The organism is Pseudomonas sp. A34-9 (genome assembly GCF_029543085.1).
Taxonomy (GTDB): Bacteria; Pseudomonadota; Gammaproteobacteria; order Pseudomonadales; family Pseudomonadaceae; genus Aquipseudomonas.
Window position 1 is genome coordinate 5235429 of the sequence record NZ_CP119967.1, and the last position, 17276, is coordinate 5252704.

General features: G+C 59.8%; 15 protein-coding genes. 8 read left to right on the forward strand and 7 right to left on the reverse strand.

Annotated elements, in window-relative coordinates; translation table 11 throughout:
• Nucleotides 1–42 precede the first annotated feature (42 nt).
• From lon to cmoB, 7 genes are all read left to right on the forward strand, one after another.
• Nucleotides 43–2466 (forward strand): endopeptidase La, encoded by a 2424-nt coding sequence (gene lon / locus P3G59_RS23295; RefSeq protein WP_277759135.1) that lies wholly within the window; start codon nucleotides 43–45, stop codon nucleotides 2464–2466.
• Between the two features lie 263 nt (nucleotides 2467–2729).
• Nucleotides 2730–3215, forward strand: coding sequence for a hypothetical protein (locus P3G59_RS23300; RefSeq protein ID WP_277759136.1), 486 nt, complete (start codon nucleotides 2730–2732; stop codon nucleotides 3213–3215).
• A gap of 42 nt (nucleotides 3216–3257) precedes the next feature.
• A complete protein-coding gene (locus P3G59_RS23305; protein ID WP_277759137.1) occupies nucleotides 3258–3725 on the forward strand; it encodes a hypothetical protein in 468 nt (155 codons plus the stop codon).
• A gap of 193 nt (nucleotides 3726–3918) precedes the next feature.
• A complete protein-coding gene (locus tag P3G59_RS23310; protein ID WP_277759138.1) occupies nucleotides 3919–4311 on the forward strand; it encodes a protease inhibitor I42 family protein in 393 nt (130 codons plus the stop codon).
• A gap of 2 nt (nucleotides 4312–4313) precedes the next feature.
• Nucleotides 4314–4958 (forward strand): lysoplasmalogenase, encoded by a 645-nt coding sequence (locus tag P3G59_RS23315; protein ID WP_277759139.1) that lies wholly within the window; start codon nucleotides 4314–4316, stop codon nucleotides 4956–4958.
• Between the two features lie 161 nt (nucleotides 4959–5119).
• The gene (gene cmoA / locus P3G59_RS23320; protein WP_277759140.1) at nucleotides 5120–5863 is read left to right on the forward strand and encodes a carboxy-S-adenosyl-L-methionine synthase CmoA; all 744 of its coding nucleotides are present in this window, start codon (nucleotides 5120–5122) and stop codon (nucleotides 5861–5863) included.
• Complete coding sequence (gene cmoB / locus P3G59_RS23325; protein ID WP_277759141.1) at nucleotides 5860–6816, forward strand: tRNA 5-methoxyuridine(34)/uridine 5-oxyacetic acid(34) synthase CmoB; 957 nt, start codon at nucleotides 5860–5862, stop codon at nucleotides 6814–6816. Before cmoA ends, cmoB begins: the two co-directional genes overlap by 4 nt.
• Before the next feature lie 158 nt (nucleotides 6817–6974).
• Here cmoB and tadA read toward each other — a convergent pair whose 3' ends face one another.
• From tadA to treP, 7 genes are all read right to left on the reverse strand, one after another.
• Nucleotides 6975–7475: a tRNA adenosine(34) deaminase TadA gene (gene tadA / locus P3G59_RS23330; protein WP_277759142.1), complete on the reverse strand. Its 501-nt coding sequence runs from the start codon at nucleotides 7473–7475 to the stop codon at nucleotides 6975–6977.
• On the reverse strand, nucleotides 7475–8851 hold the full coding sequence (locus P3G59_RS23335; protein ID WP_277759143.1) for a multicopper oxidase family protein: 1377 nt from the start codon (nucleotides 8849–8851) through the stop codon (nucleotides 7475–7477). Before P3G59_RS23335 ends, tadA begins: the two co-directional genes overlap by 1 nt.
• 117 nt (nucleotides 8852–8968) lie before the next feature.
• On the reverse strand, nucleotides 8969–9259 hold the full coding sequence (locus P3G59_RS23340; protein ID WP_277759144.1) for a PTS transporter subunit EIIB: 291 nt from the start codon (nucleotides 9257–9259) through the stop codon (nucleotides 8969–8971).
• Nucleotides 9260–9261: 2 nt separating this feature from the next.
• Nucleotides 9262–11790 carry a phosphoenolpyruvate--protein phosphotransferase gene (gene ptsP / locus P3G59_RS23345; protein ID WP_277759145.1) on the reverse strand — a complete coding sequence of 843 codons (2529 nt, stop codon included), beginning with the start codon at nucleotides 11788–11790 and terminating at the stop codon, nucleotides 9262–9264.
• A 62-nt stretch (nucleotides 11791–11852) separates the two neighbouring features.
• Nucleotides 11853–13076, reverse strand: coding sequence for a carbohydrate porin (locus P3G59_RS23350; protein ID WP_277759146.1), 1224 nt, complete (start codon nucleotides 13074–13076; stop codon nucleotides 11853–11855).
• A gap of 106 nt (nucleotides 13077–13182) precedes the next feature.
• Entirely contained in the window at nucleotides 13183–14832 is a 1650-nt protein-coding gene (gene treC, locus P3G59_RS23355) for an alpha,alpha-phosphotrehalase (protein ID WP_277759147.1), read from the reverse strand.
• A gap of 55 nt (nucleotides 14833–14887) precedes the next feature.
• Nucleotides 14888–16330 (reverse strand): PTS system trehalose-specific EIIBC component, encoded by a 1443-nt coding sequence (gene treP / locus P3G59_RS23360; protein ID WP_277759148.1) that lies wholly within the window; start codon nucleotides 16328–16330, stop codon nucleotides 14888–14890.
• Nucleotides 16331–16565: 235 nt separating this feature from the next.
• On the opposite strand from treP, the gene treR reads away from it, so the two are divergent.
• Nucleotides 16566–17270 (forward strand): trehalose operon repressor, encoded by a 705-nt coding sequence (gene treR, locus P3G59_RS23365; protein ID WP_277759149.1) that lies wholly within the window; start codon nucleotides 16566–16568, stop codon nucleotides 17268–17270.
• The last annotated feature ends 6 nt before the right edge of the window (nucleotides 17271–17276 follow it).

A 17276-nucleotide genomic window follows, 5' to 3' on the forward strand; every position in this document is an offset into this window, starting at 1 on the left:
CCTGCCCCATCTAAGACCCATACTCCATTGCGCAGGTGCCCCATGAGCGACCAGCAAGAATTCCCGGAAAACCCAGACGACTACACCGAAACCGAAGCCGAACACATCGAACACACCTCCTCCGGCAAAGGCCTCGCCCTGCCCGGCCAAAACCTGCCGGACAAGGTCTACATCATCCCGATCCACAACCGCCCGTTCTTCCCCGCGCAAGTCCTGCCGGTCATCGTCAACGAAGAACCGTGGGCCGAAACCCTCGAACTGGTCAGCAAATCCGAACACCACTCCCTGGCCCTGTTCTTCATGGACACGCCCCAGGAAGACCCGCGCCATTTCGACACCGGCGCCCTGCCGCAATACGGCACCCTGGTCAAAGTCCACCACGCCAGCCGCGAAAACGGCAAATTGCAATTCGTCGCCCAAGGCCTGAGCCGCGTGCGTATCAAGACCTGGCTCAAACACCACCGCCCTCCGTATCTGGTCGAAGTCGAATACCCGCACCAGCCGACCGAGCCGACCGACGAGGTCAAGGCCTACGGCATGGCGCTGATCAACGCGATCAAGGAACTGCTGCCGCTCAACCCGCTGTACAGCGAAGAACTGAAAAACTACCTCAACCGCTTCAGCCCCAACGATCCATCGCCGCTGACCGACTTCGCCGCCGCCCTGACCTCCGCCACCGGCCCCGAGCTGCAAGCCGTGCTCGACTGCGTGCCGATGCTCAAGCGCATGGAAAAAGTCCTGCCGATGCTGCGCAAGGAAGTCGAAGTCGCGCGCCTGCAAAAAGAGATCTCGGCGGAAGTTAACCGCAAGATCGGCGAGCATCAGCGCGAGTTCTTCCTCAAGGAACAACTCAAGGTCATCCAGCAGGAACTCGGTCTGACCAAGGACGACCGCAGCGCCGACCTCGAACAGTTCGAACAGCGCCTGGAAGGCAAAGTCCTGCCGGCGCAGGTGCAGAAGCGCCTCGAAGAAGAAATGCACAAACTGTCGATCCTCGAAACCGGATCGCCGGAATACGCGGTCACTCGCAACTACCTCGACTGGGCAACCTCGGTGCCGTGGGGCGTGTATGGCGAGGACAAACTCGACCTCAAGCACGCACGCAAAGTCCTCGACAAACACCACGCCGGCCTCGACGACATCAAGGATCGCATCCTCGAATTCCTCGCTGTCGGTGCCTATAAAGGCGAAATCAGCGGTTCCATCGTGCTGCTGGTCGGCCCGCCGGGCGTGGGTAAAACCAGCGTCGGCAAATCCATCGCCGAGTCCCTTGGCCGGCCGTTCTACCGCTTCAGCCTCGGCGGCATGCGCGACGAAGCCGAAATCAAGGGCCACCGCCGCACCTACATCGGCGCGCAGCCGGGCAAACTGGTGCAGGCGTTGAAAGACGTCGAAGTGATGAACCCGGTGATCATGCTCGACGAGATCGACAAGATGGGCCAAAGCTACCAGGGCGACCCGGCCTCGGCGCTGCTGGAAACCCTCGACCCGGAGCAGAACGTCGAATTCCTCGACCACTACCTCGACCTGCGCATGGACCTGTCGAAAGTCCTGTTCGTCTGCACCGCCAACACCCTCGATTCGATTCCCGGCCCGTTGCTGGACCGCATGGAAGTGATTCGCCTGTCGGGCTACATCACCGAAGAAAAAGTCGCCATCGCCAAGCGCCACCTGTGGCCGAAACTGCTGGAAAAGGCTGGCGTGTCCAAGGGCAGCCTGAGCATCAGCGACAGCGCGCTCAAGGCCTTGATCGACGGTTACGCCCGTGAAGCCGGCGTGCGCCAGCTGGAAAAGCAAATGGGCAAACTGGTGCGCAAAGCGGTGATGAAGCTGATCGACGAGCCGAAAGCGGTGATCAAACTCGGGCCGAAAGATCTGGAGGCGTCACTGGGTCATCCGGTGTTCCGCAACGAACAAGTACTGTCCGGCACCGGCGTGATTACCGGTCTGGCCTGGACCAGCATGGGCGGCGCGACCTTGCCGATCGAAGCGACGCGGATTCACACGCTTAACCGTGGTTTCAAACTCACCGGGCAACTGGGTGATGTGATGAAGGAATCGGCGGAGATCGCCTACAGCTACGTCAGCTCGCACCTGAAACAGTTCGGCGGTGACGCGAAATTCTTCGACGAAGCCTTTGTCCACCTGCACGTACCGGAAGGCGCGACACCGAAAGACGGCCCAAGCGCCGGTGTGACCATGGCCAGCGCCCTGCTCTCGCTCGCACGTAATCAGCCGCCGAAGAAAGGCGTGGCGATGACCGGCGAACTGACCCTGACCGGGCACGTGCTGCCGATCGGCGGGGTGCGCGAGAAGGTGATTGCGGCGCGGCGGCAGAAGATTTTCGAGCTGATTTTGCCGGAGCCGAACCGGGGTAATTTCGAGGAGTTGCCGGATTATCTGAAGGAAGGGATTACCGTGCACTTCGCGAAGAAGTTCGCGGATGTGGCGAAGGTGCTCTTCTGATAGCCCATTAGCGCCCGCTTTACCCTTACCGCACGCAGGAACTCTCCTATCGGGTTGGGTGGTGATCGAAAATAATGCGATCACCCCCCACTGGGTGCCAACCGGTTCTCGGACTACCCTCACCTCAAAGTTGACTCTTTATAGCGTTTGGCTCGCCACTCTATCGCAAGCGAATATAAAAACCTGTCAACCTTGACAGTATCCCTCGGAATAAAGCGCTATCAGAATCTGCTGACTCTCTCTGAACTGTGAAGGAAGTCCGCATGACATATTCCAATCTTGCCCCCAAAAATCTCCAGCGTCTTATCGGTGAGCTGAATCTTTCAACAAACCGAGGCATTAACCTGCACTCAACAGACATGGCTGTGAGTTTCTACCCCAACACTCTTTCAATCCGTTTTTCCATTAATAAATACCCCGACGTCAGCTACCGTAATTTGAGTTTTCAGTTGAGCAGAAACATTACGTCCGGCACTTACACCTGGGGCAGTTCCGTTGACTTCCAAGGTGCTACTTATCTTGAATATTTCAGGGAGGAAGATGAACTCAGCACCCTTATTCCATTTCAATACGAAATCACTCAAGGTTCCTTGACTGTTGACGTTGCACACTCCGGGACAGGGCAACTGACTTTCAACGTGAAAAACTTTGACATCACCTTGAAGGTGACGTCCGGTAGCAATGAACTTCAGCGCCTGAGTGGACGCTTTATCGCTGGCATCGACACTGTCGTCATCGGGAAAAGCTGACAATTAAAGTCTTCCCGCTAGCTGATTAAAGAGCCCTACACCATGACCAGTAAATCTTTTATTACCGTATTGACAATAGATGCCAGCACTGAACTCCGTGTGCAAAACCGAAAACAATTTTCAAGTACTGAAACCTTGCACCAGCTACTGGGTGACAGGGTCACGCTGAAAAGCTCAGTAAACCGCTCGTCTCAGTACAGTGAACGATCGCTTGTCCTTACCTTTAGAGAGGGTGTGGGGTCTGGGACTTATACCGTTGGCGACATTAACAGCCCTTTCTCGGCTATCAATTATGTCGAACGAGGCATTAGCAGCTTGGCCGGAGGAAGCGCGGAAATCGTGTACCCGGCAATAGAAGGCTCCATCAAAGTCGAAGCCAGCCCAACAGCAGACATGACCCGGTACCATTTCCAGCTTGAAGTCCGAGTGAAGCACGACATCTCCGGAACTCAGCTAACAGTGGAAGGAACCTCCGACGTTGACTTGATCACCACTCGATTCACACCCTAGGAGGGCTGAGGTCGAATTCGCATCTTCCTCCGAGGCCTGCATGGGGCGATAAACGCTCCGCCAATTGTGGGCCCCCTCGGTTGCTTACCTGAGCATCCTGCAGTGCTCACCCCCGACAGCGCCTGACTGTCACACTTCGTCTCATCTTCAGTTATGCTCGCCGTTCGTCGCCAACGCCGGAGCCGCTGACCTTATGTCCCCCACTCGCCTGTTTGTCCCCCTCGCCCTTTCCTTGCTGGCCGCTTGTGCCACGCAACCGAAACACAACGTGACTGTGGAAAAACAAAGCGAATGCCCCGTCCGGCTCACTAACGGACAAAACCTTATCATCACGCTGCCAAGCAACCCGACCACCGGCTATCGCTGGGCCATTCAGGACTCGGCTGGCGGCGTGCTGCGCGCACTCAGCCCCGAGGTCTACAGCAATCCGGAAGATGCCGGCGTGGTCGGCGCCGCGGGTTTGTCGACCTGGCGCTTCCAGGCCTTTGCCCCCGGCACCGGGCGCCTGCGCCTGACCTCGCAACAGCCGTGGGCACCGGAAGTGCTGCCAGTGGAAACCTTTGACTGCGCCATTTCGGTGAACTGATCGTGGGCTGGCTGATTCTGGCGCTGATGGGCGCGGTGACGTTTCTCTACGGTGTCAGCACCCATGCGGCGTTACTGTGTCTGTTGGTCAAACCATTGCCGGTGCTGGCGCTGCTCGGCTGGCTGCACGATGCACCACCCAGCGACTATCGGCGCTGGATCAGTCTGGGTCTGATTTTCTCGCTGCTGGGTGATGTGTTGCTGGCATGGCCGGGAGACCTCTTCGTGTTTGGCCTCGGTGCGTTTCTGATCGCGCATCTGGCGTATCTCAAGGCTTATCTGAGTGACTGCAAGCGTCTGGCGGTGTTGCCGTTGCTGCTCGCGCTCGGGGTTGGCGCGGTACTGTTGGGGATTCTGGTTTCCAGCGGTCTCGGGCCTTTGCTGGTGCCGGTGATCATTTACGGCACGGCAATCAGCGCGATGCTCTGGCGCGCCCTTGCTCGCCTCGGCACCGATGCGCCCAAGCGTTCGGCGCTACTGGCGGCGGGTGGTGCGCTGGCGTTTGTGTTCTCGGACAGCGTGATCGGCATTGATCGCTTCGTATCGCCATTCCACGCCGCGCCGTACGTCATCATCCTCAGCTACTGGCTGGGCCAGTGGGGCATTGCGGCCTCCGCGTTCTCCCAAAGCAAACGCGCTAGCCTTTAAAAGATCGCAGCCTGCGGCAGCTCCTACAGAAAACCGCATTCCCATGTAGGAGCTGCCGCAGGCTGCGATCTTTTGATTTGCCGCTTTATCAGACAACCCAAGCATCCCCGCGCCCTTTTGGCTAAAATGCCGGCCTTTCCATTTACACCGCCGGAACCGCCGTGAGCAAAGAACCCGATCGTATTTTCGCCAAGCCTTTGGCCCAGGTGCCCGACTTCGCCTTCAACGAAGATGTGGTGCGGGTGTTCCCGGACATGATCAAGCGCTCGGTGCCGGGTTACCCGACTATCGTCGAAAACCTCGGCGTGCTCGCCGCGCAGTTCGCCCAGCCGAACAGCGTGCTCTATGACCTCGGTTCATCGCTGGGTGCGGTCACTCAAGCCCTGCGCCGCCATGTGCGCACCGACGGTTGCCGGGTGATCGCTGTGGATAACTCGGCGGCGATGGTCGAGCGCTGCCGCGAATACCTCAACGGTCAGGACTCGATGTTCCAGGAGTTGCTGCCAGTCGAAGTGATCGAGGGCGACATTCTCGCCCTCGACTTCCAGCCCGCGTCGGTGGTGGCGCTGAACTTCACCCTGCAATTCATCGCCCCCGATCAGCGCACCGCGTTGCTCTCGCGCATTCGCCAAGCGCTGCTGCCGGGCGGCGCGCTGATCCTCTCGGAGAAGCTGCGCTTCAACGAAGCCGAAGAACACGCGCTGCTCACCGATCTGCACGTCGCCTTCAAACGCGCCAACGGCTACAGCGAACTGGAAATCGCCCAGAAGCGCAGCGCCATCGAAAACGTCATGAAGCCCGACAGCCTCGAAGAACACCGCGCACGCCTGTTGGCCGCCGGGTTCTCGAAAGTCGTGCCGTGGTTCCAGTGTCTTAACTTTGCCTCGTTGATTGCCTTGCCATGATTGATCTGTCTCCCCTCGCCCGCCGTCTGGCTGGTACGCCGCTGGCCGAATGGGCCAACACCCTGCAAGCGCAACTCGACAAGAAAATGGAGAAAGGTCACGGCGATCTGGAGCGCTGGCAAAGTGCGCTGGATGCCTTGCCAAAGATCCAGCCGAGTGAGGTCGATCTGCTCAACGGCCTGAAACTCGACACCGATTGCAACGACGAAACCCGCGCGCAAATGCGCACCGCACTGATGGGCTTGTCACCATGGCGCAAAGGGCCGTTCGACCTGTTTGGTGTGCACGTCGACACCGAATGGCGCTCGGACTGGAAGTGGTCACGAGTGGCGCCGCATCTGGACCTGCAGGGCAAACGCATCCTCGATGTCGGCTGCGGCAACGGCTACTACATGTGGCGCATGCTCGGTGCCGGCGCTGACAGCGTGATCGGTGTCGACCCGAACTGGCTGTTCTTCTGTCAGTTCCAGGCGGTGCAGCGTTATCTGTCAGAACCGAATGCCTGGCACTTGCCGTTCCCGTTCGAAGACCTGCCGCCGAACCTCGAAGGTTTCGACACGGTGTTTTCCATGGGTGTGTTCTACCACCGCCGCTCGCCGATCGAGCACTTGCTGGCGCTGAAGGATTGCCTGGTCAAGGGCGGCGAACTGGTGCTGGAAACGCTGGTGGTGGAAGGCGACAAGCATCAGGTGCTGGTGCCGGAAGACCGTTATGCGCAGATGCGTAACGTGTGGTTCCTGCCGTCGGTGCCGGCGCTGGAGTTGTGGCTGCGGCGTGCCGGGTTCACTGATGTGAAATGCGTGGATGTCAGCACCACGACGGTCGAGGAACAACGTGGTACCGAGTGGATGAAGTATCAGTCGCTGAGCGACTTCCTCGATCCCGAAGATCACAGCAAAACCATCGAAGGCCTGCCGGCGCCGATGCGTGCGGTGATTGTCGCCAAGAAGTAAACCAACCACCGCGGTGAGCCCACCCCTCACCCCAGCCTTCTCCCAAGGGAGAGGGAGCCGATCTTTGAGCTTTTCAAGATCTGAGTTCAACTCGATATCCCAAGTCGGCGGACCTCTCCCTCTCACCTCGGTAAGTCCCCTCTCCCCCTGGGAGAGGGTTAGGGTGAGGGGCTTTTTGCTCTTCGGGCGCGAAAAAATTCGGTCAGCACGGCGCCACACTCTTCGGCCAATACCCCGCCTTCATATAGCACTCGATGGTTGAGAAAGCCCTGGGTAAAAAACTGCCCCTGGCTCTGCACAATCCCGGCCTTCGGCTCCAGCGCGCCATACACCACCCGCGCCACCCGCGAATGCACGATCAAGCCTGCGCACATGCTGCACGGCTCCAGCGTCACATACAGCGTGCTACCCGGCAGACGATAGTTATCCACCGCCTGCGCGGCTTCACGGATCGCGACCATTTCCGCGTGCGCACTGGGGTCGCTGGTACTGATCGGGCAATTGAAGCCACGACCGATGATCGCGCCATCCTGCACCAGCACTGCGCCCACCGGCACTTCGCCGAGCGCTGCGCCTTGTGCGGCGAGGGTCAGGGCTTCACGCATGAAGTCGTGGTCTCGGCTGCGATCAATGATTGCCGCGGGGCGAATCTGGCGCATCACTTCACCTCGATGGCGGCCATCAGGCCGGTTTCCATGTGGTCGATCACGTGGCAGTGGAACATCCACACCCCCGGATTATCGGCGACCAGCGCCACTTGCGCGCGCTCGTTCTTGCCCAGCAGATAGGTGTCGGTGAAGTACGGAATGATCTTGTGCCGGTTCGACGCGATCACCTTGAAGCTCATGCCGTGCAGGTGGATCGGGTGCTGATACTGGGTCATGTTCTTCAATTCGAAGATGTAGCTCTGCCCCAGTTTCAGGCTGGCAATCGGTCGGTCGGCGCAAGTCTTGTCAGTGATGTCCCAGGCCTTGCCGTTGATCTGCCACAGGCTCGGCGGCTTGCCGTTGTCGACGTTGACCGACACCGAACCCACCCACTCGAAATTGAAGTTGAGTTTCTCGGCACTGGCCAGGTCCGGCTCGGCCACCGGGTTGGCGGGCAAGGCTTTCGGCCAGTCGGTCGGTGCGTCGTTGTTGGCCACCGAACGCAGTGTGCCCAGACGTACCGGCCCGTTGCGCAGCGACAATTCTTCGCCCGCCGCCGGCGCCTTGATCGCCAGACAAATGCGCATGCCCGGGCCGAGCCAGTATTCCTTGCCCAGCGGGCGCGGCTCGACCGGATTGCCGTCCAGCGCGTAGATCTGCGCTTCGACGCCGGGAATGTTGATGCGGTAAGTCAACGTGTTATCGAGGTTGAGCAAACGCACCCGGGTGATCTGCCCGGCCGGCAATTCAATCACCGGCGATGGCACGCCGTTGATGGTCGACAAGCGCCCCGCCGTGCCGCCACGCGCTGCTTCACGGGGAATGCTGAATTCGACGAAATTGCCTTCGTCATCGATGTGCCAGTTTTTCAGGCTCAAGGTTTTTTCGTACTTGAAACCTGTGGGTTCGCGCTCTTCGATGATCAGCGGTCCGACCAGCCCTCGCCCGAGTTCTTCGCTGCTGCTGACGTGCGGGTGATACCAGTAGCTGCCGGCATCCGGCACGCGGAACTTGTAATCGAAGTACTCGCCCGGCAACACCGGCAGTTGCGACACGTACGGCACGCCGTCCATTTCCAGCGGCAGACGAATGCCGTGCCAGTGAATGGTCGTCGCCACCGGCAGGTGGTTGATGAAGCGCACCCGCAGCCATTCACCCTGGCGCACACGCAACTCGGTGCCAGGCGCCGACGGGCCGAATGCCCAGGCCTCGGTCTTGTGCCCCGGCACCAACTCGACGTCCAGGGGGGCGGCGATCAGTTCATAGTCATGACCCGCCTCGGCGTCGGCCATTTTGCCGAGCCAATAACGCGACGCGCCCCCCGCCCCGACACCAACGACAACAAGACCGGCCAGGCCACCGAGGATTTGGCGACGGGTAAAGGACATGAACTCAACTACCTCACGTATCGGCAACAAGCCTTGAAGGCCTGCAAAAGGCGAATACGATACACCTGCGGTTGAGAAACAGTAAGGGCGACCTGAGGCCGCACGCCACCTGTCGGCTTAAGGCCGCAGCCCGGTAATCAAGTGCACCACGCCGCCCTCCAGGGGCATCACACCCGCGACACCAGCGGCGCTCAACGCGTAGGGGTCCATGTGCGACACATCACGCAACACAACCCGCACCCGCGTCAACGCCAGCGGTTGCTGGGACTGGAGGTTATCCACACCACCCAACGCCGCGACAATTTCGCTGCTCAATCCGTCGATCGGCTCGGCCGCTGCTGCGGGTGTGTCCACCACCAGATCCGGGGTCAGGGCCTTCCAGAATGCCTTCTGCAATTTTTCGAACATGTTCAGTTCTCCAGAACCCGTAAAGTATCGGCGGTGGCCTCATGAAAGAGCTGCACCGCCTCACGCACCTGCGCGGCGCTTTCCAGACCCAGTACCTGTTGCGCGATGATCTGACAATCCGCCAGCGCCAGTTCGCGCACCGTTGCCTTGACCGGCGCAATCATCGGCACGCTGACCGATAACTCATCCACGCCCAACCCCAGCAACAGCGGCACCGCCAGACGTTCGGAGGCCATCGCACCGCACACACCGACCCACTTCCCATGGGCGTGTGCGGCCTTCACGGTCATGGCGATCAGGCGCAATACCGAGGGATGAAAACTGTCCGCCTGACTGGCCAGGCGCGGGTGATCGCGATCCATGGCCAAGGTGTATTGCGTCAGGTCGTTGGTGCCGATCGAGAAGAAATCCACCAGCGGCGCAAACAGATCCGCCAGCAACGCCGCCGCCGGCACTTCGATCATGATCCCCAGTTTCGGCCGTTGCGTTAGCCCCAGTGCCGATATCTCCTCATCGAGCATCTGCCGCGCCAGACGCAGCTCCGAAAGCTGCGTGACCATCGGCAGCATGATGTGCAAACGCGTCAGCTCACAGCAGCCGAGCATGGCCCGGAACTGCTCACGCAACAGCTGCGGACGCTCCAGGCACAAACGGATGCCGCGCACGCCAAGGAACGGGTTGGTTTCGCTGTCCATCGGCACATAGGCCAGCGGTTTGTCGCCGCCGACATCGAGGGTGCGCACCACCAGATTGTGCGCAGGTCCGACACTGCGAGCGATGGCGCTGTAAGTGGCGACCTGTTCGTCATGGCTCGGCGCGTGATTGCGGCCGAGGTAGAGAAACTCTGAACGCAGCAGGCCGACGCCCGCGCCCCCCGAGGCCATGGCCTGCTCGGTTTCCGCCAACGAGGCGACGTTGGCCGACACCTCGACGTGATGGCCGTCGCGGGTGCGCGCCGCGAGCGTTGCGTTGGCCAGTTCATGTGCATGACGCTGACGTTGTCGCGCGTGCCGAGCCTGCCACTGGCCGACGACCGCAGGGTCGGGATGTACATGCAATTCACCCTTGTCGGCATCGAGCAATATTGGCGTGCCGTTGCTCAGTGCGAGCATCTGCACCGGCACCCCGCAGATCGACGGCAGACCACAGGCACGGGCGAGAATCGCCACGTGACTGGTCGCGCCGCCCCCGACCGTAGCGAAGCCCAGCACCTTGCTGGTATCGATGCCAGCGGTCTGCGACGGCGTCAGTTGATCGGCGATCAGAATGCATCCTTGAGGCAACTCCAGCGCCTGCTCGCCAATACCCAGCAGCAGCTTGAGGACGCGACGCCCGACATCGGTCAGATCCGCCGCCCGTTCAGCCAGAAGCGCACTGCCCAGTTGGCGAAACATCGTCGCTGTTTCTTCAGTGGCCGCGCGCCAGGCAAACGCCGCGCTTTTGCCTTCGCTGATCAACGCCTGGGCCTGATCGAGCAGCCCCGGATCTTCGAGCAGTTGCTGATGGGCCTTGAAGATCTCGGCTTCGGCCTCGCCAGCGGCGGTGTCACACAAATGCTGCAAGGCCAGATCGGCTTCGATCAGGGCATTGGCCAGGGCTTCGCGCTCGACGTCCGCTGCGCCGCCGAACTCGCTGACGTCGAAGACCGGCTCGCTGATCTGCAGCACCTGGCCCAACGCCGAACCGGGTGATGCACAGATGCCCCGCAGAAGCGTCAGCGCCTCCGTGACGACGACCTCGGCCGGCGCGACTGCCGTCACCGTTTCACCGCAGCCCTCGGCTAACAACCGGGTCAGTGCCTCGATTGCAGCATCAGCGTCTTCGCCCACCGCACTGAGTTGCACACTGTCGCCAAACGCGGTCTGTAACGCCATGATCGCCACCAGGGATTTGGCGTTGGCTTGAGTCTGCTGTTTATGCAGGTAAATCTTTGCCGAGAAACCCTTCGCCGCTTGCGCGAACACTGCCGCCGGGCGCGCGTGCAGACCATTGGGGTTGGGCAGTTTCAAGGAGGGTGAGAACACGGCCTGACCTTCTGCCGCGACGGCTTCCTCGCTGAATGTCTGTGCGCTGGCGAGTTCAAGCAACGGCTGGCCGCTTTCGACCCGTGCGCTCGACGCGACCAGCCAGGTAAACGGCTCGCCGCTGACCACCAGCATCAATGTCATCAGGCTGCGCGCATGTCGGGCAATGTAGTCGGCGTCGAACTCGATCAGCGCCTGCCCGGCGGCAACCCGTTGCCCCTCTTCGACCAGACGAGTGAAGCCTTGGCCGGCGAGGCTCACCGTATCCAGGCCGATGTGCAGCAACACCTGCACACCATGGTCATCGGTGATGCTCACGGCATGCCCGCTGGCCTGCACGTTGCTGATAATTCCGGCCAGCGGGGCACACAGGGTCGACGAGGTCGGATCGATGCACAGACCATCGCCGATCACGCGCCCGGAAAACACCGGATCGGGCACTTGCTCGAGCGCCATCAGGACACCGGACAAAGGCGCCAGCAGTTGCAAGGGTTGGGGTGTGGCCATGATGTCACCTGCAGTTTTATTCTTTGAAGTGCTGATGGAGCGCGACGCGCCATCAGCATCGCTTATTTCCACCAGTATTCGACCTGCAATCCGACATTCGCACCGTGGCGGGCGGTGCCGAAGGCGCCGGTGTCAGACAGTGCAGAACCTTTCGCCAGTTGGTTGGCCGCACGTTTGGCCGCTTCGTTCCAGGTGGCGTACGTGTAATACAGACGCACTTCGGGACGCGCCCAAAACTCGGGGCCTTCAGGCGACCAGGTCGGGGCAAACGTGAACTTGCTCAGCTTGCGCGTGCCGCCTGGAGCGTCGACTTGATCGTGGCCCAGTTCGGTGACCAGTTTGAAGTGTTCGCTTAGCGCGTAGGCAGGCCGCACCCCCAACGAGATCCAGTTCTGATCGGCACCGTCCGGACGAATGTCTTTCTGATACACCGCCTCGACCTGACCGCCAAAGCGCGGCGTCACCTGCCAGTCGAAAAACTCGACGACCCGGTAACTTTTATTGCTGTCGTCCAGTTTGACGTTGCCGGTGTAGCCCAGCCCGGTGCCCGGCCCTTCACCGTATTGCAGCGCCAGTTTGTTCTTGCCGCCGAAAAAATCCTTTTGCACATGTTGCGTGGTGATCGCCCAGCCTCGGTGGGCATCGCGGCTGTCGGGCTTGTCGATATAGCTCAAGCCGAACTCCAGTTCACCGCCCGGGTTGGTCTTGAAACCGGCGACGTTGAAGTCATGCCGATTGATGTAGTCCTTCTGGTACAGATTGTCCTTGCGCGAAAACGCGTAGCTGTACTTCAGATCGCCGATCAATACGTCTTCGACCCCGCCCCCGGTGGCGCTCTGGTTCCAGTAATAGAAATCGGAAATATGGATGTCGTTACGTTTGTAGTAACGGCGCCCCGCCCACAGAGAGCCGCCATTGAGCGCAGGCATCGCCGACCACTGTGCATAGGCCTGCGGCAAGCGGATCGAACCATTGTCGTCTTTGAATGTAGGGCTGCGGTCGTAGCGGTTATACAGCGAAGCCATGCCATCGACACTCAGGACCGAACCGTCGTCGAGGGTGTACAGGTCTTGACGCAGCTCCAGTTCGCCGTACTGCTCGCACTCGTTACCCAAGCGATATTTGGTCTGTGCGCCGGGTAACTGGAAGCACGACTGACCGCTGCTGTTGACCGACGTGCCGACACCGCTGCGCAAGTAGCCGGCAAACTCCAGCGCTTGTGACGTTGGCGGCAAGGCCAGGCAAAAACCTGCGACTGCAAGGCTGCGATTTATTGTTGTTTTCATAAGCCACCCCATTGTTTTTATTGTCTGGTTGCATGATTTCGGCGCGCAAAAATCCCCCGCGCAGTGCTCTGCGTGTTTTTTTGAAAGCTGGTTTTCTAGTTAGAGGTCAGGGATCGATCAGGTGCAGGACGAAGGACTCGTAAGGTCGCAGCACCACCTGACGCTTGCGCAACGGGCCTTGCGGATAATTGCTGATCAACAGGCGCTGGCGCATCGACTCGCTGATGACCGTCGAAGGCAATTCCACCTCACAGCTTGTCCCGTAGAAGTTGTTCACCACCAACAAACGCTCGGCGACACCTTCACGCACATACGCCCAGACCTGCGGATGTTCGGGCAGCAATTGTCGGTACAACCCGTCGGTGATCAGCGACTCGCGGCGACGCAATGCGATCAGACTGCGATAGTGATGCAGCACCGAGTCCGGGTCGTCGAGCTGCCTGGCGACGTTGATCTGCGCGGCATTGGCCGGCACCCCGATCCACGGCTCGACACTGCTGAAACCGGCGTTCGGTCCAGCGTCCCAATGCATCGGTGTGCGGCCGTTATCACGGGATTTCTGCATGATCGCAGCCATGTTGTCGGCATCACTGCTGCCGGCTTCGCGCTTGAGGCGAAAGATGTTCAGCGTCTCGACATCGCGATAATGCTCGATCGATTCGAACCCCGGATTGGTCATGCCCAACTCCTCGCCCTGATACACGAACGGCGTGCCCTGCAGAAAATGCAGCGCAGTGCCGAGCATCTTCGCCGAGAGTTCGCGATACTCGCCGTCATGGCCGAAGCGCGAGACCACGCGCGGTTGATCGTGGTTACACCAGAACAGCGCGTTCCAGCCACCACCGGCCTGCATGCCGGTCTGCCAGTCGGAGAGGATTTTCTTGAGCTGAAGGAAATCGAAGTCGGCGCGTACCCACTTCTGCAGGTTCGGATAATCGACTTTCAAGTGGTGAAAGTTGAAGGTCATCGACAGTTCTCTCGACTGCGGATTCGAATAACGAATGCAGTGTTCGAGGCTGGTCGATGACATCTCGCCGACATTGATCAGGTCATGCCCTTCGAAGACTTCGCGGTGCATCTGCTGCAAGTACGCGTGGACATTCGGCCCGTCGGTATAGAAGCGCCGGCCATCGCTGCTGTCCTCGGGAAAGTCCTGCGGCTTGGAGATCAGATTGATCACGTCCAGACGAAAACCACCCACGCCCTTGTCCCGCCAGAACTGCATCATCCGGAACACTTCGGCGCGGACCTCGGGATTGTCCCAATTCAGGTCGGCCTGAGTGTGGTCGAACAGATGCAGGTAATACTGACCGGTCTGGGCTTCGTACTCCCAGGCGGAACCGCCAAACTTGGATTCCCAGTTGTTCGGCTGATCACGCCAGATGTAGAAGTCACGGTAAGGGTTGTCGAGGCTGCTGCGCGCCTGCTGGAACCATACGTGTTCGATCGAGGTGTGATTGACCACGATGTCGAGCATCAGCTTGATTCCGCGCTTGCCCGCTTCGGCGATCAACAGTTCGCAGTCGGCCATGCTGCCGTAGCTCGGGTCGATGGCGTAGTAATCGCTGATGTCATAGCCGTTGTCGCGTTGCGGCGAACGCAGGAATGGCGTGATCCACAGGCAGTCGACGCCTAGCCATTGCAAGTAGTCGAGCTTGGCGACAATACCGAGCAGATCACCTGTCGGGTTGCCGGCGTGGCTATGAAAGCTCTTCGGATAGATCTGGTAGATCACCGAACGTTGCCAGTCTTGCATGGCACATTTCCCTCTTGAATGTTACGGGCCCTGTAGGCGCTGCCGCAGGTTCGATTCAGGCAACCCGATAACCGGGCCGGACAATCTTCATGCTCAATGCACAGGTCAGAACAAACGGCACGAGCATGGCAACCAGCATCCCGAGCACAAACATCGGGATGAACTGCGGAATGATCGAGATAAACCCCGGCAGGCCGCCGACGCCGATGGCCGACGCCTGAACCTTGTTCAGCGACAGGAACACACAGCCCAGCGCCGAGCCGGTGAGTGCGGCGTAGAACGGAAATTTGTAGCGCAGGTTGACGCCGAACATCGCCGGCTCGGTGATACCGAAGTAGGCGGAAATCGCCGAGGTCGACGCCATGCTCTTGTCCCGCGCATTACGGGTCATCCAGAACACCGCCAGGGCGGCACTGCCCTGGGCGAGATTGGACATGACGATCATCGGCCAGATGAAGGTGCCGCCCTGGGTCGAGATCAATTGCAGATCGACCGCGAGAAACATGTGGTGCATCCCGGTGATCACCAGCGGCGCGTACAGCAGACCGAAAATCGCCCCCCCGACCATCGGCGCCAGATCAAACAGCATGACCAGCCCTTCAGTGATGAAGATGCCGATGTGGCGGGTCACCGGCCCGATCACCGCCAGCGCCAGCACGCCCGTAACGACGATGGTGGTGATCGGTACCACGAGTAATTGAATGGCGTTGGGCACGCGCGCCCGCAGCCATTTTTCGATGATGCTCATTACATAGGCGGCCAGCAGAATCGGCAGGATCTGCCCTTGATAACCGACCTTTTCCACCTGGAACAACCCGAGAATGTCGAAGTACGGCAGATGCTGCCCGTCCAGCCCGGCCACGGCCTTGCCGTAGTTCCAGGCGTTGAGCAGATCGGGGTGCACCAGCATCAGGCCGAGCACGATGCCGAGGATCTCGCTGCCGCCAAAGCGTTTGGCCGCCGACCAGCCCACCAGCGCCGGCAGAAACACGAACGAGGTGTTGGCCATCAGATTGATCAGGCTCCAGAGCCCGTCGAGTTTCGGGTAGGCATCGAGCAGGGTTCGCCCTTCGATGAACATGCCTTTGGCGCCCAGCAGATTGTTGATGCCCATCAACAGGCCAGCAATGATCAACGCGGGCAGGATCGGCATGAACACATCGGAAAACACTCGCACCAGCCGCTGCATCGCGTTGATCTTTTCGGCGCTTTTCTGTTTGACGTCAGCAATGGTCGACGCGGCGAGACCGGTCTGGCGACGCAATTCGCCATAAACCTTTTCCACTTCGCCCGGACCGATCACCACCTGATACAGACCGCCGGTGAAGAACGAGCCTTTGACCAGGTCGATCTGGTTCAGCGTGGCGCTGTCGACCAGGCTCGGGTCCTTCAGGGCCAGTCGCAACCGCGTGACGCAGTGGGCGGCCTGTTCGAGGTTGTCGCTGCCACCGAGGCTGTGCAGCAATTGCCTGGCAATGTTCGGATAGTCGTGGCTCATGCTTGTTCTTCCGCTGTGGATTGTTGTTATTGGCAGCACGCCGAAGCGAAAAATACTCGTCTGTACGAGTTAATGCAACAACTCGTACAGACGAGTTTGTTTATGCATATTCCCGCCAGACCGAAAGAGAATTGTCCTACCCCGCCCTAAGATGATTTCCATCGTCCACATGGACAAAGCCCTACCCTGGCCTTAAGGTTCGAAGCTTTGAGCACAGTCGGCACCGAGCCTACCCATGAGCAAATACAACCAGATCTATAGCGATCTGCTGGCCAACATCACGACTGAACGCCTGCAGCGCGGCGCCCGCCTGCCTTCCGAAACCGAACTGATGGACAGCTATCAGGCCAGCCGTGGCACGGTGCGCAAGGCCATCGAGTTACTTCAAGAGCGTGGCTTTGCGCAGAAAATCCACGGCAAAGGCACCTTCGTGCTGTCGACCAACCCGATCGAGTTTCAGCTCGGTGGCATCGTCAGCTTTCAAGAGACCTACCCGCGCCTGGGCAACGATGTCAGCACCGAAGTGGTCGAACTGAGCCATATCCCGCTCGAAGGCGCCCTGCTCGAGCACATCCATGCCGAACCGGGCAGCCTCATCACGCGGATCAAGCGTGTGCGGCGGATTGACGGCAAACGGGTCATCCTCGACATCAACCATTTCGTCACCGAAGTGATTCCCGGCCTGACCCTCGACATCGCTGAACAGTCGATCTACGCCCATATCGAACAGACTCTGCAGTTACAGATTGCCTACGCCCAACGCACCATCGAAGCCGTGCCGCGCAGCAAGGACGATCAACTGCACCTGGACCTCGACGACCAGAGTCATGTGATCGTGGTCAGCAACCAGACCTTCCTTCAGGACGGTCGTCAGTTCGAGTACACCGAATCGCGGCACACCCTCGACAAGTTCTACTTTTCCGACGTGGCCCGACGCTGATCCAGG

Excerpts from the sequence above, each read along its gene's own strand:
- lon (WP_277759135.1), top strand. The coding sequence starts at position 43 with ATGAGCGACCAGCAAGAATTCCCGGAAAACCCAGACGACTACACCGAA.
- P3G59_RS23300 (WP_277759136.1), top strand. The coding sequence starts at position 2,730 with ATGACATATTCCAATCTTGCCCCCAAAAATCTCCAGCGTCTTATCGGT.
- P3G59_RS23305 (WP_277759137.1), top strand. The coding sequence starts at position 3,258 with ATGACCAGTAAATCTTTTATTACCGTATTGACAATAGATGCCAGCACT.
- P3G59_RS23310 (WP_277759138.1), top strand. The coding sequence starts at position 3,919 with ATGTCCCCCACTCGCCTGTTTGTCCCCCTCGCCCTTTCCTTGCTGGCC.
- cmoB (WP_277759141.1), top strand. The coding sequence starts at position 5,860 with ATGATTGATCTGTCTCCCCTCGCCCGCCGTCTGGCTGGTACGCCGCTG.
- tadA (WP_277759142.1), bottom strand. The coding sequence starts at position 7,475 with ATGCGCCAGATTCGCCCCGCGGCAATCATTGATCGCAGCCGAGACCAC.
- P3G59_RS23335 (WP_277759143.1), bottom strand. The coding sequence starts at position 8,851 with ATGTCCTTTACCCGTCGCCAAATCCTCGGTGGCCTGGCCGGTCTTGTT.
- P3G59_RS23340 (WP_277759144.1), bottom strand. The coding sequence starts at position 9,259 with ATGTTCGAAAAATTGCAGAAGGCATTCTGGAAGGCCCTGACCCCGGAT.
- ptsP (WP_277759145.1), bottom strand. The coding sequence starts at position 11,790 with ATGGCCACACCCCAACCCTTGCAACTGCTGGCGCCTTTGTCCGGTGTC.
- P3G59_RS23350 (WP_277759146.1), bottom strand. The coding sequence starts at position 13,076 with ATGAAAACAACAATAAATCGCAGCCTTGCAGTCGCAGGTTTTTGCCTG.
- treC (WP_277759147.1), bottom strand. The coding sequence starts at position 14,832 with ATGCAAGACTGGCAACGTTCGGTGATCTACCAGATCTATCCGAAGAGC.
- treP (WP_277759148.1), bottom strand. The coding sequence starts at position 16,330 with ATGAGCCACGACTATCCGAACATTGCCAGGCAATTGCTGCACAGCCTC.
- treR (WP_277759149.1), top strand. The coding sequence starts at position 16,566 with ATGAGCAAATACAACCAGATCTATAGCGATCTGCTGGCCAACATCACG.